The sequence below is a fragment of the Halorubrum sp. CGM5_25_10-8B genome (genome assembly GCF_005435095.1).
Taxonomy (GTDB): Archaea; Halobacteriota; Halobacteria; order Halobacteriales; family Haloferacaceae; genus Halorubrum; species Halorubrum ezzemoulense.
Genome location: NZ_SGTY01000006.1, coordinates 19,741 through 44,832 on the forward strand (window position 1 = coordinate 19,741; position 25,092 = coordinate 44,832).

Below are 25,092 nucleotides of genomic sequence, written 5' to 3' on the forward strand. Positions count from 1 at the left end.
TTCCATTCCACCGCTCACTTTTACCTGGAGTGTGGACGACACGAGTGACATGGCGAAGCTCGGGCTGGTAGTGAACGCGGTCGGTCTCCTGCTCAGCGCGGTCGGCACCCTCCTGCTGTACGCGCACGTGACCGACGAGTACCACTCGCACATTCAGGACATCGGGTCGATCGCGGTCGGCTACCTCGGCGTGATCCTGTTCGGGATGTCGGTGTCGCTCACCGGGATCGCGCTGTTGCTGCGGCGGTCCGCCGACTGAGGCCGCCTCCCTCGTGCGGGAACGGGAGGTGCGCCCGTCCCTGGTCCCACTCGGCGTTCATCACCCGCCAGCGGGGGTTGTCCCGCCACAGCGACAGTTCGTCGCGTTCGGCGAGCCGATGCGCCGTGGACTTGTCGTGGCCGTTCGCCCGGTGGAGGATCTCTCTGAGCTCATGATACAGGATGAACCGGTCGTACCTCGACCACTTCTCGGAGATCCAGACCTCGTTCCTCGGGATGCCTAGGTCGTCGGCCGCTGGCGGGTAGATCAGCTCCCCGTCGAGTTCGACGCGGTAACAGGCGTTGTACTTCGCGATCCTCTCGTGGGAGACGTGTTCGACCGTCCAGCCGTGCTCCCGGATCGCCTCGCGTGGCGACGGCATAACCGGATCGCCCGCCGCGTCTGAAATGAAGATATCGGCGGTTTGCGGGCCCGTCTCACCCCCCGTTCATAACACCGCCGCCAGCGCGTCCATCGTCTCGTCGACGCGCTCGACTCGCGCGTTGTGACCCATGTGGCCGACGCGGAGTACGTCTCCGGCGTCTTCGCCCAGTCCGGTCGCGAGAATCACGTCGTGCTCCTCGCGCAGCCGCTCCTGAAGCGCCTCGGCCCGACCGGGGACCTCGAAGGCGGTCACCGTCGGCGAACTGCGCTCCGGGTCGGGAACCGGCTCCAGTCCCAGCTCCGCGCCGCGCTCGCGGCACCGGGCCGCGGCCGCCTCGTGTCGCTCTCGGACCGCGTCGAGGCCCTCGTCCAGCAGCAGCCCGAGCGCCGCGTCGAGCGCGACGACCTCGGTCGTCAGGTGCGTGTACGGGAACCCGTCGCTCACGTCGCGGAACGGGAGGAAGTTCGCGTACAGCGAGTGCGGGTCCCGCTCCTCCATCGCGGCCCACGCGCGCTCGCTCACCGCGGCGGTCGCGAGCCCGGGCGGCGCGCTGAAGCACTTCTGTGAGGCCCCGAGGCACACGTCGATCCGGTCCGTCGGGACCGAGACGCCGCCGAGCGACGAGACGGCGTCGACGACCGTGAGGACCTCCGCGTCTGCGGCCTCGATCCGGTCGAGCGCCGCCGTAACGTCGTTGAGCGCGCCGGTCGGCGTCTCGCAGTGGACCATCGTCGCGATGTCGAAGTCGGCCTCGTCCCCCGCCAACGCCTCGTCGAGCGCGTCGACCGGGAGCGGCTCGTCGTGGTCGGCGGCGACCAGGGTCGGGGTCCCCCCGTACGACTCCACGAAGTCGGCGAACCCCTCGCCGTAGAGCCCGTTCGACAGACACAGCACCTCTGTGCCGGGCTCGACGAGCGACGCGACCGCCGCCTCCAGCCCGAGGATCCCCTCGCCGCCGAGGGCGACGACATCGCGGGCGTCCCCTCCGGGTGCGTCGGTGTCGACGCCGTAGACCCTCGCGAGCCGGTCGGTGAGCCGGTCGTATATCTCCCGGAACCGCGGGTCTACGTCGGGGTGTATCAGCTCGCGGGACATCGCGTCGCGCACGGGCTCTGGGACCGCGGTCGGCCCCGGCGTCATGAGCATACGTCCCGGTTTGACCGCCCGTATATAAACCGTCCGCGCGAAGCGCGACGGTCGGCGCCGCGGTCGAGCGATCGAGACGGTCGGGCGACGGAAACGGCTGGGCGACATACTCATATATTTCTGTCGCCTGAGTACGATCACAATGATGCTCCCGACCCACGTGCTGGCGGGGATGCTGCTCGCGACCCCGCTGGCGCTCGTGGCGCCGGAGCTGGCGCCGATCGGGTTCGTCGCCGGCTTTCTCGGCGGCCTCACGCCGGATCTGGACATGTACGTCGGTCACCGGCGGACGCTCCACTACCCGGTGTACTACCCGGTGATCGCGGTGCCGGCGCTGCTCGCGGCGGCGCTGGCGCCGTCACCCGTCACCGTCGGCGCCGCGTTCTTCCTCCTCGGGGCGGCGTTCCACAGCGTCACCGACATGTACGGCGGCGGGCTGGAGCTCCGCCCGTGGGAGGGGAACTCCGACAAAGCGGTGTACGACCACCACCGGGATCGGTGGATCCCGCCGCGCCGCGGCGTCCGCTACGACGGCGCGGTGGAGGACCTCGCGCTCTCCGTCGCAATGTCGGTGCCGCTGTACCTCCTGCTCGACGGGCCGCTCCGACGGCTCGTCGTCGCCACGGTGATCGTCGCCGCCGTGTACGCGGTCCTTCGCCGGCGTCTCGCGGACGCCGCCGCAGTGTTCTTCCCGCTGCTGCCGGCGGTGTTGGACCCGTACGTCCCCGAGCGGTACCGGTGACTGCGGCGGGTTCGATCAACGTTATTAGGTTCCCCGCCCCGTTTCATCCGATATCAGCCCGCGCCGGCGACGGCCGTCCCGGCGCGTCCACCCCACCATGCAACAGTACCTCGATCTCGTCGACGACGCGCTCTCGACGGGCACGTACAAGCCGAACCGGACCGGCGTCGACACCATCGCGACGTTCAGCGGGCAGTACACCGTCGACCTCGCGGAGGGGTTCCCCCTCCTGACGACGAAGAAGATGGACGGCTACCGGTGGAACTCGCTCATCCACGAGGTGCTGTGGTACCTCTCCGGTGAGGAGCACATCCGGAACCTCCGCGAGGAGACGAAGATCTGGGACGCGTGGGCCGACGAGGAGGGGAAGCTCGACACCGCATACGGTCGGTTCTGGCGGCGGTACCCCGTCCCGGAGGCGGCGGCCGAACTCCCCGGCGAGACGTGGCCCGACGACGCGGACCGCTGGGTCACCGTGGAGGAGGACGACGACGGGACGCGGCGGCGCACGTTCGACCAGATTCAGTACGTCCTCGACACGCTCGAAGAGAACCCCCACTCCCGCCGGATGGTCGTGAACGCGTGGCACCCGGCGAACGCCGCCGTCTCGACGCTACCGCCCTGCCACTACACCTTCGTGGTGAACGTCCAAGACGGCCGGCTCAACCTCCACCTGACGCAGCGGTCGGGCGACATCGCGCTCGGCGTCCCGTTCAACATCGCGGCGTACGCGCTGCTTGCGAACGCGCTCGCGCAGCGGACCGGCTTCGAGGTCGGAGAGTTCGGCCACACGGTCGTCGACGCGCACGTCTACTGCGGCCGCGGCGAGCGCGGGAAGTGGTACGCGAACAATCTCCGCTACGTCCAGGAGCGGCTCGCGAACGTCGAGAGCAAGGAGGACTACCTCGACGTGAAAAGCTGGGTCGAGCGCACCGCCCCCGACGAGCCGAACGGGCAGGAGGGGTACGACCACGTGCCCGGCCTGCTCGAACAGCTGTCGCGGACGCCCCGCGACCGCCCGCGGATCGAGATCGCGGACAAGCCGCTGGACGAGCTGACCTACGAGGACGTCGAGGTCGTCGACTACGACTCCGCGGACGGTATCTCGTTCGCGGTCGCGGAGTGATGGCGGGCATGGATTCGAACCCGGACCTCGTCCTCGTCGCCGCCGTCGCCGAGAACCGCGTGATCGGCGACGGCGACGCGATGCCGTGGCACTACCCAGCGGACCTGGCACGGTTCAAGCGCCTCACGACCGGCCACCCGGTGATCGTCGGTCGGAAGACGTACGAACGCATCGCCGAGCGCGTCGGCGGCCCGCTCCCCGAGCGGACGAGCGTCGTGTTGACGACCTGCCCCGTCGACGACGGCGACTTCCCCGACGGCGCGGTCGTCGCGCACGACGTCGAGTCGGCGCTCGCGCGGGCGAGAGCGGACGCCGCCGACCGCGGCGTCGACGACGTGTACGTCATCGGCGGCGCGACGGTGTACGAGGCGTACCTCGACCGCGCCGACCGGATGGAGATCACCGAGATCCCCGAGCGCCCCGACGGCGACACGCGGTTTCCGGACTGGGACCGGGAGACGTGGGTCGAGCGCGCCCGCGAGACCGACGACGACCTCGCATTCGTCACCTACGAGCGGCGCGACGCGAAGTGAGCGAGCCGGGGGTAACGCCTCGCTCACTCGATGAACCGCGACTCCACGTCGCCGGTGGGCATCATACACCGGTCCTTCTTCCCGAACCACCGGTATCGGTTGTCGGCGACGAAGTCGTAGACTCGGTCGCGGACCGACTTCGGGACGTAGCGGAACGGCGAGAGCAGCCGGTAGCGGCCGCCGAGCCCCGACGCGATCTCGATGATCGCCGACGACTTCACGTAGCTCTCGCCGTCCTCGATCAGGACGACCGAGTCGAGGTCGTCGCTCGCAAGGTCGTGTTCGGCCAGCAGCGCCTGTCCCACGTCGGACTGGAGCGAGGCGAAGCGGTACTTCCCCTCCGCGTCGCGGGGGACGACGAACTGTACGAACCCGCTACAGAGGTTACAGACGCCGTCGAAGAGGATGACGGCCTCATCGTCGGGGATATCCCCGTCCATCACTCGCGAACCTACGTCGCCGCCGCAGTTCAGGATTGCGGTGGACCCGGAGCCGGGGTTGCGGTGGCGGCGGAGCGGAAGATTGCGGCGAGCGCAGAAGGGGGATACCGGTTGCCGGGTACCCCGGCGGGCGCCGAGGCGGACGCGGTCCGTCCCGCGCACGGAAAACTTATACAGGTCCCTCGGCCTCTCCAACAAGTTGGAGTCCGACATCATGGCTCGAAGTTCCTCCGTCGCGACCGCCCGATCGCGGTTCCGGACCGTCGTGCGACGGCTTTCGGCGGCGCTCGCCGCGCGGTGTTCGGTGGACCTGCGCGCGCTCGCCGCCTTCCGGATCGGCCTCGGTGCGCTGGTGATCGCCGACCTGATCCGGCGGTCGCGCTCGCTGTCCGCCTTCTACACGGACGACGGCGTGCTCCCGCGGAGCGCGCTGTTCGCCGACTACGGGGAGGTGTACTCCGTCCACGCGCTCGTCGGTGAGCCGTGGGCCGTGACCCTGCTGTTCGCGCTCGCGGGCGCGTTCGCCCTCGCGCTGCTCGCCGGCTATCGGACGCGGCTCGCGGCGCTCGCCTCGTGGCTGCTGCTGCTCTCGCTCCACGCCCGGAACCCGATGGTGTTGAACTCGGGCGACAGCCTGCTCCGCATGCTGCTCTTCTGGAGCGTCTTCCTCCCGCTCGGCGCCCGCTGGTCGGTCGACGCCCTCAGGCGGGCAGGCGCGGGGACCGACGCGGACGCCGCCGCTGGCGCGGGCGGCTCCGAGAGAGATCCTGGGGCGGACGACGGCGATGAGTCCGCGACAGCCGGGCCGTCCGGGTCCGCCGTGGCGACCGTCGCCACGATGGCGGTCCTGATACAGGTGCTGTTGATGTACGTGACGAACGGCATCCACAAGCGCGGGAGCGACCTCTGGATGGACGGCGAGGCGGTCGCGTACATCATGCAGGCGGACCACTTCACCTACCTGCTGGGGAACCACCTCGCCGAGTTCACCGGCCTGCTCCGCGGTCTCACGGTCCTGTGGATCGCGCTCCTGTTCGCCTCCCCGCTGCTGATCCTGCTCACGGGGATCCCGCGCGCCGCGATCGCCTCGCTGTTCGTCGGGATGCACCTCGGCATGGCGGTCACGATGCCGATCGGCCTCTTCCCCATCGTCGTCGTCGTCGGCTTCGTGCCGTTCTTCCAGACCCCGGTCTGGGACGCCGCGGAGCGCGCCGTGGATCGGTTCGGCCCGCCGGCGGCCCTCGAACGGTGGCGCGCGCGCCTCGAGTCCGTCGGAGAGTCGCTCGCCTCGCTCGACGCGTCGATACCCCGACCGACGCCGAGCGGCGCCCTCGCCGGCCTCCGCGCGCGAGTCGGACGCGGACGACCGCTCCTCTCGACGGTCGTGCCGTACGTCTTCCTCGTGCTGATCGTCCTCTCGAGCGCCCAGGCGGTCGGCTACGCCGAGACGCCAGACCCGGCCGAAAACGCCCTCGAAACCGTCGAGATGGACCAACACTGGCGGATGTTCGCACCGGATCCCACCCGCACGACCCGGTGGTTCGTGACGGTCGGCACCCTCGCCGACGGGACCGAGCGAGACGTGTTGCGCGACTCGCCCGTGGAGTTCGACCGGCCGCCGCGCGCGGAGGCCACCTACCGGAGCGCGCGCTGGCGGAAGTACCTCGGCAACGTCGCGTCGACGGACAACGAGAACCACCGGTCGTACCTCGCGAACTACCTCTGTGAGGACTGGAACCGGACCCGCGAGACGGCCGTGGAAAACGTCACGATCCACCAGCAGTACGAGCGGACCGACCCCTACAACGGGAGCGTGGTGGCCGCGAACGGGTTCGAGCTGATCGAGTACGACTGCTCGGGCGAGTTCATCCAAGACGAGTGACCGGCCCCGACCGCCGACCGCAACCCCCTTCCCTCGCCCGGCCGCCGTGACGGGTATGCAACCGACGGGACACCTGCGGGGCGACGCGGTCCGCGTGGGCGGGGACGCCCGCCAGCGCTTCTACGACGCCCGGGGGTACGGGCGGCCGCTCGACGGCAACGAGATCGCGCTCTCGCGGGTCGAGGCCGCCCACCTCCTGTTCCGCGGCGACCTCTCCGGGATCGAACTCGGGGGCGACGCGGCGGGCGTGTCGGGCGGCGACCCCGTCGGCTTCGAGCGCTTCTTCGTCGCGAGCGCGGCCGCCGCCGACCGCTTCGCGGTGCGGTTCCTCGTCTACTCCGACCTCCGCGACCGCGGCTTCTACCTCTCGCCCGCCCGCGAGCCGTGGCCCGGGGGGAGCGACGCGCCGGGAGACGCGGTCGACTTCGTCGCCTACGAGCGCGGCGAGACGCCCGACACGGGCAAGGTCAAGTACCCCATTCGGGTCGTCGGCGAGCGGGAGTCCGTCGCGGCCGCGGGGCTCGCGGGCCGCACCCTCGCGGTCGTCGACGAGGAGTCCGACATCACCTACTTCGCGGCCGAGGGCGGCGCGGTCGACGGCGCGACCGACTACGAGCCCCCCGCCGACCTGAGCGGCGTCCTCCTCGCCGACCGCGTCGTCGTCTGGGACGCCCCCGAGGGGTTGTACGAGCGCGGCTTCTACGGCCGCCCGCTCACCGGACGGGCCGCAGACGTCGAGGGCGCGCTCCAGCTCTCCCTCGTCGAGGCCGCGTCGCTGGTCGCGGACGGCCGGCTGGCGCTGTCCACGTCGGTCGGAGACGAGGGGGGTGTTGCCGGCGACGACGCCGCCCGGATCGTTGCCCGCGGCCGCGAGGTGGAGGGGGACCGCTTCGACCGCCGGCTCGCGGTGTACGAGCGCCTCCGCGGTGCCGACGCGGTGCCGAAGACTGGCTTCAAGTTCGGCGCCGACTTCCGGACGTACCTCGACGTGGAGACGGTCGAGGACCTGCCCCACTCCGAACACCTGGTGCGCGTCGTCGAGGCCGACCACCGGTTCTCGCCGCGCGAGCTCTCGCTCGACGTGCGGCTCGCCGGCGGCGTCCGCAAGGAGATGGTGTTCGCGGTGACGTCGGTCGGCGGCGGCGGACGCGGCGCGCGCGCGGCGGACTGGGTCCGCGCCGCCGACGTGGAGTGGGTCTCGGTCGACCGACTGACGCCGTAGCCGACCGGCACCGGAGTTGAGGGATACCGCAGCCGACCATCTCGCGGCCGACCGATCACCGCCCCGTGGCCGACCAGTCACCGCTCCGCGGGCCGTTCACGACACCGTCACAGTGTCGTCGAACAGCGCGGCGAACAGCTTGTTTTCGGCCGCGCGGAGGTGCTGCGTGAACGTCGTCTGCGAGATGTCCATCATCGACGCCATCTCCTCTCCGGTGTGCTCGCTGGGCCACTCGAAGAACCCGGCGAAGTGCGCGGTGCGCGCCGCTTCGCGCTGCCGGTCGGTCAGCTCGGACCGGTCGCGCAGAACACGCTCACCGACCTCTTCGAGGACGTGTCGTGGGGGCAGCTCGACTACCTCGTGGTGGACCTGCCGCCGGGGACGGGCGACGTCCAGTTGACGGTGCTTCAGAACCTCCCCGTGACGGGGACAGTCGTCGTCACGACGCCGCAGTCCGTCGCCGTGGGCGACACCCGTCGAGGCGTTCAGATGTTCGGGGAGTACCGGACGAACGTGTTGGGCGTCGTCGAGAACATGAGCGGGTTCGTCTGCCCGAGCTGCGGGGATAGACACGAGATATTCGGCGAGGACGGGGGGCGGACGCTCGCCGAGTCGGTCGACGTACCGTACCTCAAATCGCTGCCGCTGGACCCGGCCGTCCGCGCGGGAGGCGACGACGGTGAGCCGATCGTCTCCGACGGCGACGGCGAGGCCGCGGCGGCGTTCCGGGACCTGGCGGCCGCGGTCGCGAACAAAGTCGGCGTCCTCCGGCGTCACCACCGACAGCGGGAGAGCGAGGAGGCGGTCTGAGCGGCTCGCGCCGCCGTTCACGCCTCGATATCGAAGGGGATCACGTAGGTCCTGTTGTTCGACCCGAGCGAGAAGACGTACTCGCCCGGCCGGTCGAGCACCGCGTCGCGCCGGTCGGACGCGTCCGACGCGGTCGGGTCGTAGCGGAGCGCCCACGTCCGCGTCTCGTCGGGGGCCAGTTCGATCACGGTCAGGTTGTACGTTCCCGCCGGCGCGTTCGCCGCCGCCCGCCACTCGGGCGCCCCCGAGTCGGCGGCGTTCCGGAAGACGACCCACCGGTCCGGATTGATCGGGACCGGCTCGTCGCCCACGTTCGTGGCGACGACGCGGACGGTCTCCCCGTCCCGATCGAGGGACAGCGAGAGCCCGCCCGTCCGCTGGTCGGGACACACCGGATCGTCGACCCGTTCGCCGTCCGGTCCTATCGCGGGGCAGCCCGGAGCGCCGCCCGACAGGCAGCCGGCGAGGACGACGAGACACGCGACCGCGACGAGGGCGAGTCGAGACATTACCGTCACGACGGTGCGCCGTTTCAAAAGGGGTCTCGGAGGCTACGACGATCGCTTGAGCTACCGGCCGGCCGCGGGCGCCGCGGAGAGAGCAGGAAGCTTTTTCCGGCGGTGACGCGCGTCGACACCCATGGTCGACCCCTCCACGTTCCCCGCCGAGTCGAGCGCGTACGACATCTCAACGGTGGACCTCAGCGACGACCGATACGAGGTCACGCAGTCGCTGGTCCGCAACAAGTACGCCGTCACCGACAGCGCCGGCGATGTCGTCCTGCGCGGGAAACAGAAGATGTTCAAGCTGAAAGAGGAGTTCCCGTTCGTCACGGCCGACGGCGAGGACGCCTTCTCGGTGAAGGCCGGCGGCATCATGGACGTCGCGGGCAACTACGCGATCACCGACGCGGGCACCGGCGAGGAGGTCGTCGTCTTGGACGAGGACCTCTCGCTTCTCGTCGAGAACTGGACGATTCGCGACCCCGACACCGGCGAGGCGCTGGCGACGATCCGGTCGAAAAACAAGGTGCTGTCCGCGCTCCGGCACCTCGTCGGCCCCGCGAACCTGATCCCGAACGAGTACGAGATATTCGACGCCGACGGCGGCCACGTCGGCGACATCGCGGGGCAGTTCTCGATGCGCGACGCCTACACGGTCACTATCGACGACGCGAGCGGCGTGCCGAAGGAGGCGGTGATCGCCGCCGCGTGTATCCTCGACGCCCTAGAGAACAAGTAGCGGCCGCGACCGAGGGGACGGCGCCGGCTACTCCCCGCCCAGCTTCGACTCGCCGACCGCGTCGTGACCGTCGATGACCTCGGTGCCGCCCATGTACGGGCGGAGCGCCTCCGGGACGGTGACGGTGCCGTCGTCGTTCTGGTAGTACTCTAGGATCGCGACGACAATCCGCGGGACCGCGAGCCCCGAGCCGTTCAGGGTGTGGAGGTACTCCGCGGACTCGTGATGCTCCTCGCGGTACTGGATCCCGGCGCGGCGCGCCTGGAAATCCTCGAAGTTGGAGACCGAGGAGACCTCCAGCCAGCGGCCCCCCTGCTCCGGGCCCTCGTCCATGTCGTCCGCGGGTGCCCACACCTCAACGTCGTACTTTTTCGCCTGCGTGAACCCGAGGTCACCGGTACACATCTCCAAGATACGGTACGGCAGTTCGAGGCGGCGGAGCACCTCCTCGGCCTCGTCGACGAGCCCCTCGAAGCGCTCGTCGCTCTCCTCGGGCCGGACGAAGTTCACCATCTCCACCTTGTTGAACTGGTGGACGCGGACGATACCGCGCGTCTCGGTGCCGTGTTCGCCCGCCTCCTGTCGGAAGTTGGGCGTGTACGCCTGGTACTTCAGCGGGAGGTCCTCGCCGAGGAGGATCTCGTCGCGGTGGAGGTTCGTGACCGGCACCTCGGCGGTTGGGAGCAGCCAGAGGTCGTCGTCGTCGTAGTCGTCCTCGTTCGACCCTTCGACGCGGTAGGCGTCCTCGGTGAACTTCGGGAGTTGCCCGGTGCCGCGCATCGACTCGGAGTTGACGGGGATCGGCGGGAACACGTCCTCGTACCCCTGCTCGCGGTGGACGTCGAGCATGAACTGGATCAGGGCGTGTTCGAGGCGCGCGCCGTCGCCCTTCGCGACGTAGAACCCGCCGCCGGCGACCTTCGCGCCGCGCTCGAAGTCGAGGATCTCGAGGTCCTCACCGAGGTCGTAGTGCGGCTCCACGTCGGCGGGGACCTCGCGGTGGTCGTCGAACCCCTCGCGGCGCACCTCGACGTTCTCCGACTCGTCCGCGCCGACCGGCACGGAGTCTTGGGGGATCTGGGGCAGTTCGAGCAGCGACGCCTCCAGTTCGCGCTCCAGTTCGTCGGCGCGCGCCTCGACCTCCTGGAGCTCCGACTTGAGCTCCTGGGAGCGCTCGATCGCCTCCTGGGCCGCCTCCTCCTCGCCGGCGGCTTTCAGCTCGCCGATCGTCGAGGAGACCTCGTTGCGCTCGTGGCGCAGGTCGTCGCCGCGCTGTTTCAGCTTCCGCCACTCCTCGTCGACGTCGAGTATCCGGTCGAGGTCGACGTCGACGCCCTTGTTGTCGAGCGCCTCGCGGACGACCTCGGGGTTCTCCCGGACGAACTGTCGAGACAGCATTTGTCGGGAGTTCCGCGGGGCGACCCAAAACCGTATCGGAGCGTCGTCACCGCGTGACAAGGATTCGGGCCGGAGCGCGGAACCGCGGGCCTCAGGGGATGAACGAGAACGTACCGAACGCCATCAGGAGGGCGAGCGCGGCGACGACGACGCCCATCACGCGCATCATCAGGATCCGCGTGTCGCTCGGTTCGATCCGCCCCGTCGATCCGTCTGGCGAGCGGGTCTGCCAGCTCGTCATCTTTCGCGGGAACGCCGCCATCGCCAGCGCGCCGGCGCTAACGAGGAGGGGGACGGCAACGAAGAACAGCCGGAATGGTGCGGGGAGCATGCGCGGGGGAGTCTCGACGCGAGGCAACAAAGTGTTATGGAATCGGGAGGTCCCGCGGAGTCGGGGCGCCCGGTTCGCGCGTCGCCGTCAGTACCCGCCCGGTAACGCCATCCCGACGGCGAGCGCGGCGAGCGGCACGGCGGCGACGACCGCGTACCAGAGGCCGGCGGCGCCGAGGAGGAGCCACGTCCCGACGCCGTATCCCGTCGGGTCCCAGTCGACCCCGAACCGCGGCAGCCCGGCGACTGCGGCCGCCGGGGCGACGAGGCCGACGAGGACGCCGCCGAGAAGCGCCGTTGAGAGGAACCCCGAACTCCACGCGGGCCCCGCCTCGCCGGCGCGCGCCACCGTGAGGCCGACCCCGACGAGGTACGGGACGGAGAGCCCGACCGCGACCGCAAGGTACGAGGGGAGGACCCGCCCCGCCGGGGGAAGCGCCTCGAACAGCGCCCGGAGGCGCGACGCCGCGAGGAACGGCGCGCACAGTCCCGCGGCGACGAGCCCGGGGAAGCCCAGCAGCGCGAGCGTCCACAGCCAGCCGACGACCGAATCGACGACCGCGGGAGCGAGGGAGGTCGGAACCGACGGAGCGGGGACGGGCGAGACCATGCGCGAGACGAGCCGCCGCGGGCGGCAAACCTCTTGTGGTGACCTGCGAGGCGTCGCCGTCGCGGTCGGCCGGCGGCCGCCCGGAACCACCAGCGTTTATCCCGCTCGCCGCGACCGGCCGACAACGATGCTCATCACGGGCGCGACGCTGGCCGACGGCCGGGTGCGAGACGTGCGTATCGGCGACGACGGACGGATCGACGCGGTCGCCGAGGGGCTCGGCGCCGACGGCGGCGAGCGCGTCCTCGAAGCCCGCGGGAGGCACCTCCTGCCGGGCGCTGTCGATGTCCACGTCCACTTCCGGGAGCCCGGCGGGGGGCACAAGGAGACGTGGACCTCCGGGTCCGAGAGCGCGGCCGCCGGCGGGGTCACGACCGTCGTCGACCAGCCGAACACCTCGCCCCCGACGGTCGACGGCGCGGCGTTCGACGAGAAGGCCGCGCTCGCGGCCGACTCGCTCGTCGACTACGGGATCAACGGCGGCGTGACCCTCGACTGGGACCCCGAGGAGCTGTTCGATCGGCGCCTCTTCGCGCTCGGCGAGGTGTTCCTCGCGGACTCGACCGGCGACATGGGGATCGACGCCGACCTGTTCGCCGACGCGCTCGACGAGGCGAGCGCCCGCGACGTGCCGGTCACGGTCCACGCCGAGGACGCGACGCTGTTCGACGACGGCGCGCTCAACGGCGACCTCGGCGGGGTCGGCACGGCCGCGACCGCCAACGCGTGGTCCGCCTATCGGACGGCCGACGCCGAGGTCGCCGCGGTCGAGCGCGCGCTCGCGACGGCCGCGGAGCGCGACGCCCAGCTCCACGTCGCGCACACCTCGACGCCGGAGGCGGTCGACGCGGTGACGGAGGCCCGCGAGGGCGGGTCGGGAGCCGACGAGGACGGGGGCGACGCCGACACCGCACTGGTCACCTGCGAGGTGACGCCGCACCACCTCTACCTCTCCCGCGAGCGGGCGCGGTCGCTTGGCACGTTCGGGCGGATGAACCCGCCCCTCCGGTCGGAGGAGCGCCGCGAGGCACTGTTCGCCCGGCTCGCCGCGGGCGACGTCGACGTGGTCGCGACCGACCACGCGCCTCACACGGTCGAGGAGAAGCGGCGGGGACTCGTCGACGCGCCGAGCGGCGTGCCGGGCGTGGAGACGCTGTACCCCCTGCTCCTGGAGTCGGCGCGGACGGGCGAACTGTCGCTCGAACGCGTCCGGAACGTGGTCGCCGCGAACCCGGCCGAGATATTTGGCCTCGACCGGAAGGGGCGGGTCGCGGCGGGGCGCGACGCCGACCTCGTCCTCGTCGACATCGCCGACCCCCGCGAGATCGAGGCCGCCGCGCTCCACAGCGCCCCCGCGTGGACCCCATTCGAGGGGCTCCGCGGGGTCTTCCCCGAGGTGACGCTCGTCCGCGGCGAGGTCGTCTACGAACGCGACCCGGCGACGGGGGCGGCGTCGTTCGGCGAGCCCGTCGGGCGGAACGTCAGGGAGTCGTAATCGCGGGGAACCGAAGGGAATCGCGGAGCGCTGTGCGGAAACCGCGCGTCCGGGCGATCGACGGCCGAGACGCCGAAATCGGCCGCGACGACGGATCGGGGGCGGCGGAACGCATATGCCGTTGCTCGCCTTAGCCGGTGTATATCGATGACCACGGGGAGCATTCGCACGGTCGCCTCGGGGCGGGAGCCCGACCCGGACGAGGTCGGCCGGACATGACCGACCCCGGAGAGTCGGGGCCGGTCGGGACGGGTCCCGCGGGGTCGGCCGACGCGGAATCGAGCGACGCCGAGGCCGCGGGAGCGACGACCGGGGCCGGCGCGGGGAGCGGACCGGAGACCCCCGCGGACGTCGCCACGCTCGCGGACCGCATCGTCGAGGAGGTCGAGGACGTGATCGTCGGCAAGCGAGGCGCGGTCGAACACGTCCTCGTCACCGTGCTGGCGCGCGGCCACCTGCTCGTGGAGGACGTGCCGGGCGTCGGGAAAACGACGCTCGCGAAGTCGGTCGCGCGCTCGATCGACGGCTCGTTCAAGCGCGTCCAGTTCACCCCCGACCTCCTTCCCTCCGACGTCACCGGCGTCAACGTGTTCAACCGCCGCACCGACGAGTTCGACTTCCAGCCCGGTCCGGTGTTCGCGAACGTCGTGCTGGGCGACGAGATCAACCGCGCCCCGCCGAAGACGCAGTCGGCGCTCTTGGAGGCGATGGAGGAGAACCAGGTGACGACCGACGGGACCACCCGCGAGCTGCCGGACCCGTTCTGCGTGATCGCGACCCAGAACGACGTGGAGCCGGGACAGACGTACGAGCTTCCGGTCGCGGAGGTCGACCGGTTCACGAAGAAGATCCGGCTCGGCTACCCGGACACCGAGGAGGAGGCCGCGATCCTCGGGCGGCTCACCGGCGACCACCCGGTCGACTCGGTCGAGCCGGTCGCGACGATCGCGGACGTGCGGGCGGCCCGCCGGGTCGTCGGCGAGGTCGAGGCCTCGGAGGCGGTCCGGGAGTACGTGGCCCGGCTCGCGGTGTTCACCCGGCGGAACGCGAAGCTCGGGGCGAGCCCGCGCGGGAGCCTCGCGCTGATCCGCGCGTCGCAGGCCCGCGCCGCGCTCGACGGCCGCGGGTACGTGATCCCGGACGACGTTCAGACCGAGGCGCCGACGGTGCTCTCGCATCGGGTCCGGACCGAGTCGGGCGGGACCGACGGCGCGGACGTCGTCAGCGACGCGCTCGACCGGATTCGCGTGGAGTGACCCGCCCATGACGCCCCCCTCGCGCCGATGACGCCAGCGCTCACCCGACGAGGGCGCGTCGCCGGCGTCGTCGGCCTCGTCGCAGCCGCCAGCGCGTTCGCAGCAGGCGGCCGCGCCTTAGACGCGATCGTGATCCCGGTCGCCATCGCGCTCGCGGCCGGCTACGTCCAAGTGTTGCGGGTCGACGTGCCCGCGGTCCGCCACGTGGCGCCCGCCGACGGATTCGTCGGGGAGACGCGGGAGGTCCGCCTGGAGTTCGGACCCGACGCGGTCGGGGGCGGCGACGCCTCCCCGTCGTTCCTCGCCGACGTGTCTGTCCGGGTAGACGAGGGGCTCGACGGGCCGACGGCGCCGATCCGAGCGTCCGTCGGCACTGAGCCGGTGTCGTACCGCGTGACGTACCGCGAGCGCGGCGAGCGGACCCTCGGACCGATCGACCTCACCGTGACCGACGTGTTCGGCCTCTTCGAGCGCGAACTGGTCGTCGACGAGACCGACGCCGTGACGGTGTACCCGCCCCGCGACCCGATGCCGACGCGGTTCCGGCGGGCGCTGTACGCGGCCGACGCGGTCGACGTGAGCCGGCAACGGGAGGAGTTCGACCGGCTCCGCGAGTACACCCGTGGCGACGCGGTCCGCGACGTCCACTGGGCGACGACCGCCAAGCGAGACGAGATCGTCGTCAAGGAGTTCGCGGCCGAGACCGCGCGGAACCGGGTGACGATCGCGGGCGGGACAGACGTCGGCAGCGGGAAGGAACGACCGGTGTTCGCCGGTATCGACCACGGCGACACCGACCGGGCCGCGAGCGCGGTCGCGGCCGACGAGCTCGCCCGGGCGGCGGTGAGTCTCGCGCTGGCGCTGCTCGACGACGGGGTCCCGGTCGACGTGCGGCTCCCCGGCGGTCGCGTCTCGGCGGCACCGGGCGGCCGCGGTCGACGAGAGGTGCTGGAGCTGGCGGCGGTGACCGGCCCGGGAGCTGTGGCCGACGACGAGGCCGACGTGACGATCGTCGCCGGGGCGGACGGCGCCCGGTTCCGCACGGGCGACCGGGCGGTCTCCTTCGCGGACCTGCGCCGCGAGGCCGAGGAGGAGGGCACGCCGACCGGAGCCCACGGCCCGCGCCGAGCCGAGAGCGCGGCGGACCCCGGGGAGGTGGCGTCGCCGTGAGCCGCGGTTCGTCGCTCCGGGAACCCCGTTCACCGGGCGAGCCGACCGACGGCGACGGGCGGCTCGCCGACCCGGCGGTCGTCGGCGTCGCGGTCGTCACCGCGGCGTACCTCGCCGTGTTCTTCCAAATAACGAACGTCGTCGGCGGGACGGGACGGACCGCCGGCGTCGTCGCGCTCGCCGGCCTCGGCGGCGTCGCGCTGGCGCGGGCCGTCGGCGAGCGGACCGCGCTGTGGCTGGCCGGCCTCCTCCTCGCCGCGGGGCTCGCCGCCTACGTCCTCGCGATCCCCGAGAGCCGGCGAGCGCTGTTCACGGCGCGGAGCGTCGCCTTGGACCTCCTCGCGCTGTCGACCGGGCTCTCCGTGTTGCGGCTGGCGCTCGCGGACGTCTGGGTGCTCGCGGTGGCGCCGGTGCCGACGTTCCTCGTCGGCTACTTCGCCGGGCGCGGGCGACACGTCGCGGCCGCGTCGGTCGCGGGAGGGACGCTCGGCTTCCTCGTGTTGACCGGCGACGCCGAGACGGGAGCCGCGGTCGCCGGGGTCGTCGGCCTGGCGCTCGCCGTCGGCCTCGCGACGCTCTCGACGCCGAGCCGGCGCCGCGGCCACGCGGGGACGTTCGCCGTGGTGGTCGCCGCGATGGTCGTCGCGAGCGCGACCGTCACCGTGATCCCGGCGGGGGCGGCGGCCCCGCTGGGGCTCGACCGCGGGACGACGACGTTAGAGTCGAGCCTGAGCGGCGACGACGAGCTGGACGTCGTCGGATCGACGCGGCTCTCGCCGGAGGTGCGGTACACGATCGAGAGCCCGGTCGAGCGGAACTGGCACACCGGCGCGTACGACACCTACACCGGCGATGGGTGGGTGCGGAGCGGCGAGCGGTCAGCGGTCAACGGCTCGCTGTCGGGCCCGCCGGGCGCGAGCGACCTCGTCGAGACGCGGATCACCTCGGAGGCCGAGTCGACCGCGCTGCCGGCGCCGTGGAAGCCGGTCTCGGCTCTGGGCGGCGGCGCGGTCGAGGTCGACGAGCGGGGGAGCCTCCGGCTCGCGGAGCCGCTCGAACCGGGCGACGGGGCGGTCGTCCGGAGCCGCGTGCTCGACGCAGACCCCGCGGCGCTCCGGAACGCCAGCGACGACTACCCGACGGCCATCGAGGAGCGGTACACGCAGCTGCCCGAGAGCACGCCCGAGCGGGTCGGCGACCGAACAGAGGAGATCGTCGCTGCCGCGGGCGCGGAGTCGCCGTACGAGCAGGCGGCCGCGGTCGAGGCGTACCTCCGCTCGGAGTACGAGTACACGCTGACCGTCGAGGAGCCCGAGGGAGACGTGGCGGACGCGTTCCTCTTCGAGATGGACGCCGGGTACTGCGTGTACTTCGCGACGACGATGGCGGCGATGCTCCGGTCGCAGGGGATCCCGACGCGCTTCGAGACCGGCTACACCCCGGGCCAGCGGGTGGGCGACGACGAGTACGTCGTCCGGGGACAGAACGCCCACGCGTGGGTGTCGATCTACGTGCCGGACCACGGCTGGGTGGCGTTCGACCCGACCCCGTCCGGGCCGCGCGACGAGACGCGGGCGACCCGGCTCGCGGAGGCGCGCGCCGACGGGGCGGAGAACGTCGACACGGACGCGTCCGTCCCGGACCGGACGCCGGACCCCGAACCGAACCAGACCGACGCGGAGACGACCGACGACGCGCCGAGCGGGGGGACGAACGACTCGACGGTCGGGAACGCGAGCGGCGGCGGCGCGGTCGGTCCCACCGACATCGCGCGGCTCGACGGGACCCGGACCGGAACCATTCCGGCGGCGGCCACGCGGTCGGCGAGGGGATCCGAGGCGGACGGGAGCGACGGCGGCCCGCTCGGGTCGCTCCCCGACCCGGAGACCGCGCTCTACTGGCTGCTCGTCGCGGGGCTCGGCGTCGCGGGGGTCCGCCGGACGGGACTCGCGGGACGAGTTCACCGTCGGATCGGTCCGGCGCTCCCGCGGCGGCGGCGCGATCCGAGGGCGGACGCCGAGCGCGCGTTCGGGGACCTCGAACGGCTGTTGGCCGGGCGCTACCGCGAGCGGCGCCCGGGGGAGACGCCGCGGAGCTACGTCGACGCGGTCCGGACGCTCGGCGCGGACGAGCGCGTCGAGACCGTCGCCGCCGCGTACGAGCGCGCCGCGTACGCCGGGTCGGTGACGCGCGCCGAGGCCGACGAGGCCCGGCGGGCCGTGCGCCGGCTCGCGCTCGAACGGCTGCCGCTCGTCGGGCGGTTCGTCCGCTGAACGGGGGGCTTCCCGACACTATTTAATATGGGCATCCTGTAGACTCAGGCTGTAATGTCGGAAGTCTGCTCGACGTGCGGACTGCCCCAGGAACTCTGCGTCTGCGAGGACGTCGCGAAAGAGTCCCAGCAGATCAGCATCCGCATCGACGAGCGCAGGTACGGTAAGGAGGTAACGGTCATCGAAGGATTCGACCCGAAGGACGTGGACCTGAGTTCCCTCTCGTCGGATCTCAAGTCGAAGTTCGCCTGCGGGGGCACCGTCGAAGACGGCGCCATCGAACTCCAGGGGAACCACTCGGGTCGCGTGGAGGACTTCCTCCGCGACAAGGGCTTCAACGTCGCGTGACCGTCACCTGACCGTCCGCCGTCGAGCGTCGGTTCGAACCGCAGTCGGCTCTCGTTTTTACCATGAGTCGCGTCCGGGAGCGACGGCACCGTCGACTCACGCGGCCGGAACGGACCGTCTCAGGCGACTACCGCGGCGCGGCCGACGACGAACGCCACCGCCGCGAGGAAGGTTCCGTACTTAAATCGGCGCTGCGCGGCGGCCGGGTCGGCGAAGCCCTCGTAGGCGGCGTACAGCATGACCGCGTCGGCGACCGCGACGACCGCGAGGTACGCCGCGCCGAGCGTCCCGGAGAGGTACGGTAGCGGGCTGACGGTCACGGCGACGCCGAGCGCGGCCGCGCCGATCCACAGCGCGCGGCGCTCGCCGACCGCGATGGGGAGCGTCGCGAGCCCCTCCTCGCGGTCGCCCGCCACGTCCTCGACGTCTTTGATCACCTCGCGGGTGAACGTCGAGAGACCGGCGAGCGCGGCGAGGACGAGGACCGCGCGCGGGTTCCCGACCGCGGCGCCGCCGAACAGGAACGTCGAGCCGACGAGGTAGGCGACCAGAGCGTTGCCGAGCCCGGGCGTACCCTTGAAGACGCTCGTGTAGGTGACGAGCGCGACGAGGTTCACCGCGGCGATGCCGATCGCGAGGGTCGGGAGTCGGACCGCGAACGCGACCGCGACCGCGAACCAGAGCGCGGCGGTCGCCAGCGCGGTCCGCGGCGAGACGGCGCCGCGGGGGATCGGCCGGCCGGGGCTATTGACGGCGTCGATCTCGCGGTCGAAGTAGTCGTTGATCGCGTTGCCCGCGGCGACCGCGAAGACGGTCGTCGCGGCCGCTAGCGCGGTCGGGAGGGCGGCGCCGCCCGCGCCCGCGACGAACGCGCCGGTGGCCGTGAGCCCCCCGGCGGCGACGCAGTTGCCGAGGCGCGCGAGCTCGACGATACCGCGGAGCGCGTCTCGCACGTCGTCCGCCTACTCCCGCCCGCGAGGAATAAACGGTGTGGGATCGGTCGCGCTGCGCCGCCGGCCCGGCTCGGGTCGTCCAACCGGTCCGCGGGAATCCGCCGAAAAGTAAAACCGGCGCTGCCCGTACCGGCTGTCATGTCCGACGCCGCCGTCAGCGGGGACCGCCGCCTGCGGGTCGACCTCGACGTCGACCTCGTCGACGACAGCGGGTGTCCGATCGTCACCGAAGCCACCGAGGCCGCCGGGGTGGCTGTCAACGCCGTCGGCGAGGAGTGCGTCGTCGACGTGACGACGTCCGACGGCGACGTGCGCCGTGGGACAGGCGAAGTGGGCGAGGATTGCCTCTGTCACGCCTTCTCCCGGCTCGGCTACGCCCCGCACTTCCGGCGCGTCGAGGACGGGACGATCCTCGTGACCGCGTACGTCGACGACCGCGACGCCGTGCGCCGACTGGTCGAGGAGCTCCGCGAGGTCGTCGACCGGGTGCGGCTCGTCCGGCTCGCGGTCGTGGAGGGCCCCGACGCGACCGAGCAGGTCACCTTCGACCTCTCCGCGCTGACGCCGAAACAGCGCCGCGGCCTCGAACTCGCGGTCGTCCGCGGCTACTTCGACGACGACCGCGACGTGCGCCTGAGCGACCTCGCGGACGAGCTCGGGATCAGCAAGTCGGCGCTCTCACAGCGGCTCCGCACCGCGCAGGCGAAGCTGGTGACCGACGTCTTCGACGGCGTCGAAGGGTGAGCGCGGTCCTCTTGAAGAGATACACACGTGAAGCGGGACGCGGAGGTGGCGTCGACGCGTCGGGCCGGGTATGACCGACGACGAGCCGCCGGTTCCCGAACCGGCCCGAGACGACGCCACCGTCGAACTCGTGCGCGACGCCATCGGCGTCGCGCGCGGCGAGGTGCCCGCGGAGCGGTTCTCGACGAAGTACGGCACGGGCAGCGAGTCGGACGGCGGCCCGGAGTGAGGTCCGCCGCCGGACGGCGACTCAGTCGTCCGCGGGCGCGGACCGGTCGGGGCCGTCGATCCGCGCGAGGGCCTCCTCGCCGGCGCGCTCCGACTCCGTGAGATAGCACTTCGGGTCGGGCGCGAACGGGTCGCCGTGCGCGGAGAGCGCCCGGAGCCGCGAGCCGCCGCGACAGATCGACTGGTACGCGCAGTCGGCGCACCGCCCGGAGAGGTGTTCCTCCCGCTCGCGGAGCCCGGAGAGGAGCGGGTTCGACTCGTCGGACCAGATCGCGCCGAACGAGCGGTCACGGACGTTCCCGGGCGAGTACCCCTGCCAGAACTGCGTCAGGTGGACGTTGCCGACGGGGTCGACGTCGGCGACGCGCTCGCCGGTCGGGTCGCCCCCGTTGCGTTCGAGGTACCGGTAGATGAGCCGGGCGCGATCCTCCCCCATCTCGCGGTCGGCGTACTCGACCAGGTGGCCCGCATCGGCGTAGTTGCCGACGAGCAGGGTCTCTATCTCCTCGCCTCGGTCGTGGTACTCGCGGGTGAGGTCACAGAGGTCGGTGACCGCCTTCCGAGTGGCCTCCGGGGAGAGGTCGACGTCGGAGATGTCGGCGCCGCGGCCGCCGTAATCGAGGTGGTAGAAGCAGAAGCGGTCGACGCCCACGTCGGCGAGCAGGTCGACGACGCCCGCGAGGTCGTCGACGTTGTGCTCGGTGATCGTGTACCGCAGTCCGGTCTTGAGCCCCACGTCGAGGCAGGCCTCGATCCCGCGCACGGCGGCGTCGAACGCGCCCTCCTCGCCCCGGATGCGGTCGTTGCGCTCGGGGAGTCCGTCGACCGAGACGCCGGCGTACTTGAGGCCGGCCTCCTTCAGTTCGCGGGCGCGCTCCCGGGTGAGGAGCGTGCCGTTCGTCGAGAGCACCGGCCGGATTCCGCTGTTGTCGGCGTACGCGACCAGCTCGGTGAGGTCCTCGCGGACGAGGGGCTCGCCGCCGGAGAAGAGGAGGACCGGGACGCCGAACTCGGCGAGGTCGTCGACGAGCGCCTTCCCCTCCGCGGTGGAGAGCTCGTTCGGCGCGCCCGCCTCGTCGGCGCCGGCGTAGCAGTGCTCGCAGTAGAGGTTACACCGCTTCGTGGTGTTCCAGACGACGACCGGACGCTGCTGTACCTCCTCGGTGATCTGCGGCTTCTTCGAGCCGTCGGCCGCGTCGTAGCGGAGCCCGTCGCTCTCGGCGTCGAGCCCGCAGAGCAGCTTGCTGACGGATATCATCGCTGGTCCCCCGCGTCGTCGGCGTCGACCGCGTCGGCCGGGGGCGCGCCGCCGCAGGAGACGGTCGGCGTCCCCTCCGTCTCCTCGTAAACGCGCGGTTCGTCGGCGTCCCCGTCGCCATCGTCGCTCTCTCCGGCCTCCGCCCCGTCGTCCGCGAGCGACCCGGCGGAAAACCGGGAAACCTCTGCGGCCGGGCACACCCACACGTCGCGGGCGTACCACGCGAAGAGCTTGCTCGCCTCCTCGTGGGCGGCGTCCGGCGTCGGGGCGGCGACGGTTCCGACGTGGCGGAGCGGGTCCGACTCCGCCTCGCGGACGAACACCTCGAAGCGGCGACCGTCGGCCGACCGCGGCCCGTTCGCGCCCTCGCTTCGGTCCGTCTTCTCGACCATACCCCACCGTACGGACGGTTCCCCGAACGGGGTTTCGCGCGTTCCCACGGCCGCGAAATTCGACCGAACGGGTTCGGGCGAGACGGTAACGCGGAGGGGTCGCCGTCCGAGTCGAGCGACGGCGGCAGACCTGCCGCTCCCGGCTCCGAGAGGATCGAGGACCGCGTACGCCGCGATCCCGTGTGAGAGCGGCCGTTACCGAAGGAGAAACCCGATCAGATGACGCGGTTCTGCAGGTAGTCGAGGTGTTTCGCGTTGTAGACGATCTTGACCTCGTCGGTGGCCGGGCTCCCGATACAGGTGAGCCGGACGTTCTTCTCCTCGACCTCCTCGTCGGAGAGGATCTGCTGCATGTCCATCTCGATGTCACCTTCCTTGACGATGGACGCGCAGTTCGCGCACGCGCCGGCGCGGCACGAGAAGGGCCAGTCGTAGCCCTGCGCCTCGGCCGATTCGAGGATGTATTCGCCCTGGTTCACTTCGAGGGTGCCGTAGTCCTCTTCGTCGAGGCCGGCGTCTGCGGCCTCCTCGAAGAGATTATCGTCGTCCATCGACCAGCCGTGGTCGTCGAGCACTTCGTAGTTGAGGTATTCTACTGTGGGCATCACCTGACGGTTTGGTGCCCACCTCATTAGGCTTTGCTGTTCCCCGTCCGCCGCCGCCGAGACGAGAGCCCGACGACCGAACGAGTTCGCTTCCGCGGCCGAACGAGTTCGGCACGTTCCGTCGCCTCGTCCGGGGATCGGGGCGTCGTCGATCGGCCGGGTTCCTCACCGCCGGCGACCTCCGTCCGATCGCGTGACTGCGCGTTATCGCGACTGATACGAGGTGAGTAACAATAAATAGCGTACGACGCGCAGGACGTACCGATGGAGGAGTCCGTCGTCGCCGACTTCGTGGGCCGCGTTCACGCGGCGAGCCTGTCCGCCGACGAGCCGGCGACCGGTCGCGTCCTGTTGAGCCAGCGACGGCTGGTCCTCGCGACCGACGACGGCAAGGAGACGATCCCCCTCTCGCGGGTGTTCGACGTCGTCGTCGGGAGCGTCCCCGGCGACCTGCGCTCGTTCTTCAACGACAGCGTCACCGTCGCGTACGAGCGCGACGGGTCGCGGCGCTCGGCGCTCGTGGAAGGCGAACCCGACGACATGGACAAGTTCGTCAGGCTGCTGTTCACGTCCCTGTTGCGGAACGTCACCGTGACGGTGCGACACCCAGCGAAGGTCGGCGGCCGCGTCACGGACGCGACCGACCACCGCGCCTCGGTGTCGGTGTCGCCGGGCGAGATACGGTTCAACAACTGTCCGGACCCGTTCACGGTCGACCTCTCTTCGGTGATCGACTACGAGCGGACGGACCGCACCCTCGGCGGGAAGAAGCGCCCCGCGCTGGTCTTCGAACACGTCGTCGACGACCAGACGGTCACGTCGATCACGACCGTGCCGAACGAGCGCGCGCTCAACATCCTCGGCCGGTACATCAAGATCGAGTACGACGAGGCGATGGAGGACTTGGAGTCCTTCGACCCGACCGAAGAGCAGCTGGAGATCCTCGTCTCTATCTACTCCGCGGGCGGCGAGGCGAACATCGCGGACGTCGTCACCGGCGATGTCGCCCAGACGTCGATGATCCTCGACACGCTCCGAGAGGAGGACCTCGTCGCCGACGGCGACAGCGGGACCACGCTCACCCGCAAGGGACAGATGATCGTGAGCTCGTACCTCGAATCCGTCAACGCCTGAGCGCCGCACGCGGAGTTTGGGCCGGACGCGGCGCGCGCTCGGGGGAAGTTTCATAGTCGTGTACCCGTAGGTATCTCTCATGCGAGACAGCAACCACCCCGGCGGCGAGTCGCCGCTCGACGCCGTGGTCCGCGAACGGGGACTCGACGCGCCCGACGGGGCGGGGAAGCCCGATCCGACCGGGGACTCGACGTGTCCGGGCGACGCCGGCGGTTCGGGGCCGCGAGTCGCCCGCGTGCCGGAGAGCCACACCCACGACACGTTCTCTGTCGAGGGGATCGAGACCGACCGCCGCGAGGGGTTACTGGAGACGGTCCTGCGCGACGTCGACGGCGTCAGCGCCGCCTCGGCAACGCGGCGCAACGGGACCGTCGGCGTCCACCACGACCCGTCGCTCTCGCGGGACGCGCTCCGCGGGGAGCTCGAATCCTGCGGCCTCGTCGTCGCGCCCGGCGACGAGGCGTTCGAGTCCCGGCGCGCCTCGCAGTTCGCGTCGGCGCGCGTCGCGGTCGCGACCCTGTTCGGCCTGATGGTCGCGACGCCGTACATCGCGGTGCTGTACCCGACCCGGGTCGAGTGGCTGTTCTACGACCCGGTGACCGTCCAGTACCTTCAGTCGATCCTCGACTCGCAGATGACGACGCACTTCTTCATTAACCTCGGCGCGCTCTCGGGGCTCGCGTTCCTCGTCGCCTGCGGCCCGACGATCCGTCGCGCGGCCGCGGCGGTGCGCGACGGTGAGTTCACCAACGAGGTCGCGTTCGTCGGGGGGGTCGCCGCCCTCTACGGCTACAGCACGCTCACCGCGTTCACCGGGCTGGAGGGCGCGGTCCACTACGACCTGGTCGCGTACGCGGTCGTCGTCGCGACCTTCTGGACGCAGTTCGGCGTCACGGACACCGCGGTCGATCCCGCGTCGCGCGGCGAGTCCGCCGCGGAGCCGGCCGACGCCGACGCGGACGAACCGGTCGCGATGACCGACGGCGGGCGCTGACGCGTCACGGCGGTCGTCACTTTTACTCTCGCGCGCCGGTCCCGCTCTCGACCGTCGCCGGTTCCGCTCGCTGACCCGCCCGCTCGCCTTTTACCGTTCGTGCGTCGCTTCCGGAGA

The 25,092-nt window shown here is 71.4% G+C and carries 28 protein-coding genes and 2 pseudogenes; 17 read left to right on the forward strand and 13 right to left on the reverse strand.

From position 1 onward, the window contains the following. Window positions 1-31: 31 nt before the first annotated feature. Window positions 32-259 carry a hypothetical protein gene (locus EXE51_RS06785; protein ID WP_233125152.1) on the forward strand — a complete coding sequence of 76 codons (228 nt, stop codon included), beginning with the start codon at window positions 32-34 and terminating at the stop codon, window positions 257-259. Here the strand turns inward: EXE51_RS06785 and EXE51_RS06790 are convergent. Beyond that, a complete protein-coding gene (locus EXE51_RS06790) occupies window positions 219-641 on the reverse strand; it encodes a hypothetical protein (protein WP_049931583.1) in 423 nt (140 codons plus the stop codon). The two genes, EXE51_RS06785 and EXE51_RS06790, sit on opposite strands and share 41 nt — an antisense overlap. 66 nt (window positions 642-707) lie before the next feature. After that, complete coding sequence (locus EXE51_RS06795; protein ID WP_086215408.1) at window positions 708-1,790, reverse strand: alanine--glyoxylate aminotransferase family protein; 1,083 nt, start codon at window positions 1,788-1,790, stop codon at window positions 708-710. A 145-nt stretch (window positions 1,791-1,935) separates the two neighbouring features. Between EXE51_RS06795 and EXE51_RS06800 the strand changes: the two genes are divergently transcribed. The 3 genes from EXE51_RS06800 (at window position 1,936) to EXE51_RS06810 (ending at window position 4,191) form a co-directional block, all read left to right on the forward strand. Continuing rightward, window positions 1,936-2,532 (forward strand): metal-dependent hydrolase, encoded by a 597-nt coding sequence (locus EXE51_RS06800; RefSeq protein WP_176450665.1) that lies wholly within the window; start codon window positions 1,936-1,938, stop codon window positions 2,530-2,532. 97 nt (window positions 2,533-2,629) lie between these two features. Beyond that, window positions 2,630-3,658 (forward strand): thymidylate synthase, encoded by a 1,029-nt coding sequence (gene thyA, locus EXE51_RS06805; protein WP_049931586.1) that lies wholly within the window; start codon window positions 2,630-2,632, stop codon window positions 3,656-3,658. Then, complete coding sequence (locus EXE51_RS06810; RefSeq protein ID WP_137692309.1) at window positions 3,658-4,191, forward strand: dihydrofolate reductase; 534 nt, start codon at window positions 3,658-3,660, stop codon at window positions 4,189-4,191. The genes thyA and EXE51_RS06810 overlap by 1 nt, the downstream gene beginning before the upstream one ends. 23 nt (window positions 4,192-4,214) lie before the next feature. On the opposite strand, the gene EXE51_RS06815 is transcribed toward EXE51_RS06810, so the two are convergent. Further along, window positions 4,215-4,631 (reverse strand): thiol-disulfide oxidoreductase DCC family protein, encoded by a 417-nt coding sequence (locus EXE51_RS06815; RefSeq protein WP_086215411.1) that lies wholly within the window; start codon window positions 4,629-4,631, stop codon window positions 4,215-4,217. 214 nt (window positions 4,632-4,845) lie between these two features. Between EXE51_RS06815 and EXE51_RS06820 the strand changes: the two genes are divergently transcribed. Then, on the forward strand, window positions 4,846-6,513 hold the full coding sequence (locus EXE51_RS06820; protein ID WP_137692310.1) for an HTTM domain-containing protein: 1,668 nt from the start codon (window positions 4,846-4,848) through the stop codon (window positions 6,511-6,513). A 55-nt stretch (window positions 6,514-6,568) separates the two neighbouring features. Next, entirely contained in the window at window positions 6,569-7,735 is a 1,167-nt protein-coding gene (gene endA / locus EXE51_RS06825) for a tRNA-intron lyase (RefSeq protein WP_049931589.1), read from the forward strand. Window positions 7,736-7,831: 96 nt separating this feature from the next. Here the strand turns inward: endA and EXE51_RS17920 are convergent, their stop codons facing one another. Together EXE51_RS17920 and EXE51_RS17925 are read right to left on the reverse strand one after the other, a co-directional pair. Next, a complete protein-coding gene (locus EXE51_RS17920) occupies window positions 7,832-7,927 on the reverse strand; it encodes a helix-turn-helix domain-containing protein (RefSeq protein WP_241990601.1) in 96 nt (31 codons plus the stop codon). Beyond that, window positions 7,928-8,083 (reverse strand): annotated as a pseudogene (locus EXE51_RS17925) (helix-turn-helix domain-containing protein); the annotation flags it as partial. Between EXE51_RS17925 and EXE51_RS06835 the strand changes: the two are divergent. Continuing rightward, a pseudogene (locus tag EXE51_RS06835) lies at window positions 8,012-8,545 on the forward strand (P-loop NTPase); the annotation flags it as partial. The pseudogenes EXE51_RS17925 and EXE51_RS06835 sit on opposite strands and share 72 nt — an antisense overlap. A gap of 17 nt (window positions 8,546-8,562) precedes the next feature. On the opposite strand, the gene EXE51_RS06840 reads toward EXE51_RS06835, so the two are convergent. After that, window positions 8,563-9,054 carry a hypothetical protein gene (locus EXE51_RS06840; RefSeq protein WP_049931590.1) on the reverse strand — a complete coding sequence of 164 codons (492 nt, stop codon included), beginning with the start codon at window positions 9,052-9,054 and terminating at the stop codon, window positions 8,563-8,565. A gap of 130 nt (window positions 9,055-9,184) precedes the next feature. Between EXE51_RS06840 and EXE51_RS06845 the strand changes: the two genes are divergently transcribed. Continuing rightward, the gene (locus tag EXE51_RS06845; RefSeq protein WP_137692311.1) at window positions 9,185-9,787 is read left to right on the forward strand and encodes an LURP-one-related/scramblase family protein; all 603 of its coding nucleotides are present in this window, start codon (window positions 9,185-9,187) and stop codon (window positions 9,785-9,787) included. Window positions 9,788-9,814: 27 nt separating this feature from the next. On the opposite strand, the gene serS is transcribed toward EXE51_RS06845, so the two are convergent. The 3 genes from serS to EXE51_RS06860 all read right to left on the reverse strand — a co-directional run bounded on the left by serS (window position 9,815) and on the right by EXE51_RS06860 (window position 12,125). Continuing rightward, window positions 9,815-11,185 (reverse strand): serine--tRNA ligase, encoded by a 1,371-nt coding sequence (serS, locus tag EXE51_RS06850; RefSeq protein WP_089308137.1) that lies wholly within the window; start codon window positions 11,183-11,185, stop codon window positions 9,815-9,817. A 91-nt stretch (window positions 11,186-11,276) separates the two neighbouring features. Continuing rightward, window positions 11,277-11,516 (reverse strand): hypothetical protein, encoded by a 240-nt coding sequence (locus EXE51_RS06855; protein WP_049931593.1) that lies wholly within the window; start codon window positions 11,514-11,516, stop codon window positions 11,277-11,279. Window positions 11,517-11,603: 87 nt separating this feature from the next. Further along, window positions 11,604-12,125 carry a hypothetical protein gene (locus EXE51_RS06860; protein WP_089308138.1) on the reverse strand — a complete coding sequence of 174 codons (522 nt, stop codon included), beginning with the start codon at window positions 12,123-12,125 and terminating at the stop codon, window positions 11,604-11,606. A 127-nt stretch (window positions 12,126-12,252) separates the two neighbouring features. Here EXE51_RS06860 and EXE51_RS06865 point away from each other — a divergent pair, with 127 nt between their 5' ends. From EXE51_RS06865 to yciH, 5 genes are all read left to right on the forward strand, one after another. Next, on the forward strand, window positions 12,253-13,620 hold the full coding sequence (locus EXE51_RS06865) for a dihydroorotase (RefSeq protein WP_137692312.1): 1,368 nt from the start codon (window positions 12,253-12,255) through the stop codon (window positions 13,618-13,620). A 215-nt stretch (window positions 13,621-13,835) separates the two neighbouring features. Further along, complete coding sequence (locus EXE51_RS06870; RefSeq protein WP_086215419.1) at window positions 13,836-14,876, forward strand: MoxR family ATPase; 1,041 nt, start codon at window positions 13,836-13,838, stop codon at window positions 14,874-14,876. A 27-nt stretch (window positions 14,877-14,903) separates the two neighbouring features. Further along, a complete protein-coding gene (locus EXE51_RS06875) occupies window positions 14,904-16,046 on the forward strand; it encodes a DUF58 domain-containing protein (RefSeq protein WP_086215420.1) in 1,143 nt (380 codons plus the stop codon). Beyond that, on the forward strand, window positions 16,043-18,319 hold the full coding sequence (locus EXE51_RS06880; RefSeq protein ID WP_137692313.1) for a transglutaminase domain-containing protein: 2,277 nt from the start codon (window positions 16,043-16,045) through the stop codon (window positions 18,317-18,319). Before EXE51_RS06875 ends, EXE51_RS06880 begins: the two co-directional genes overlap by 4 nt. A 54-nt stretch (window positions 18,320-18,373) precedes the next feature. Next, window positions 18,374-18,667 carry a stress response translation initiation inhibitor YciH gene (yciH, locus tag EXE51_RS06885; protein WP_004596695.1) on the forward strand — a complete coding sequence of 98 codons (294 nt, stop codon included), beginning with the start codon at window positions 18,374-18,376 and terminating at the stop codon, window positions 18,665-18,667. Between the two features lie 119 nt (window positions 18,668-18,786). On the opposite strand, the gene EXE51_RS06890 is transcribed toward yciH, so the two are convergent. After that, window positions 18,787-19,620, reverse strand: a complete 834-nt coding sequence (locus EXE51_RS06890) for a geranylgeranylglycerol-phosphate geranylgeranyltransferase (protein WP_049931599.1) — start codon at window positions 19,618-19,620, stop codon at window positions 18,787-18,789. A 138-nt stretch (window positions 19,621-19,758) separates the two neighbouring features. Between EXE51_RS06890 and EXE51_RS06895 the strand changes: the two genes are divergently transcribed. Both EXE51_RS06895 and EXE51_RS17525 read left to right on the forward strand, forming a co-directional pair. Next, window positions 19,759-20,364 carry a helix-turn-helix domain-containing protein gene (locus EXE51_RS06895; RefSeq protein WP_137692314.1) on the forward strand — a complete coding sequence of 202 codons (606 nt, stop codon included), beginning with the start codon at window positions 19,759-19,761 and terminating at the stop codon, window positions 20,362-20,364. Between the two features lie 70 nt (window positions 20,365-20,434). Then, window positions 20,435-20,593 (forward strand): hypothetical protein, encoded by a 159-nt coding sequence (locus EXE51_RS17525; protein ID WP_158413884.1) that lies wholly within the window; start codon window positions 20,435-20,437, stop codon window positions 20,591-20,593. A gap of 21 nt (window positions 20,594-20,614) precedes the next feature. Here the strand turns inward: EXE51_RS17525 and EXE51_RS06900 are convergent, their stop codons facing one another. From EXE51_RS06900 to fer, 3 genes are all read right to left on the reverse strand, one after another. Continuing rightward, the gene (locus tag EXE51_RS06900; RefSeq protein ID WP_137690818.1) at window positions 20,615-21,850 is read right to left on the reverse strand and encodes a TIGR04347 family pseudo-SAM/SPASM protein; all 1,236 of its coding nucleotides are present in this window, start codon (window positions 21,848-21,850) and stop codon (window positions 20,615-20,617) included. After that, window positions 21,847-22,242, reverse strand: a complete 396-nt coding sequence (locus EXE51_RS06905; RefSeq protein ID WP_086215424.1) for an Htur_1727 family rSAM-partnered candidate RiPP — start codon at window positions 22,240-22,242, stop codon at window positions 21,847-21,849. Before EXE51_RS06905 ends, EXE51_RS06900 begins: the two co-directional genes overlap by 4 nt. 215 nt (window positions 22,243-22,457) lie before the next feature. Further along, complete coding sequence (gene fer, locus EXE51_RS06910; RefSeq protein ID WP_049931604.1) at window positions 22,458-22,847, reverse strand: ferredoxin Fer; 390 nt, start codon at window positions 22,845-22,847, stop codon at window positions 22,458-22,460. Window positions 22,848-23,111: 264 nt separating this feature from the next. Here fer and EXE51_RS06915 point away from each other — a divergent pair, with 264 nt between their 5' ends. Both EXE51_RS06915 and EXE51_RS06920 read left to right on the forward strand, forming a co-directional pair. Then, entirely contained in the window at window positions 23,112-23,981 is an 870-nt protein-coding gene (locus tag EXE51_RS06915) for a CheF family chemotaxis protein (protein WP_049931605.1), read from the forward strand. 79 nt (window positions 23,982-24,060) lie between these two features. Beyond that, the gene (locus EXE51_RS06920; RefSeq protein WP_049931606.1) at window positions 24,061-24,975 is read left to right on the forward strand and encodes a hypothetical protein; all 915 of its coding nucleotides are present in this window, start codon (window positions 24,061-24,063) and stop codon (window positions 24,973-24,975) included. Window positions 24,976-25,092 lie beyond the last annotated feature (117 nt).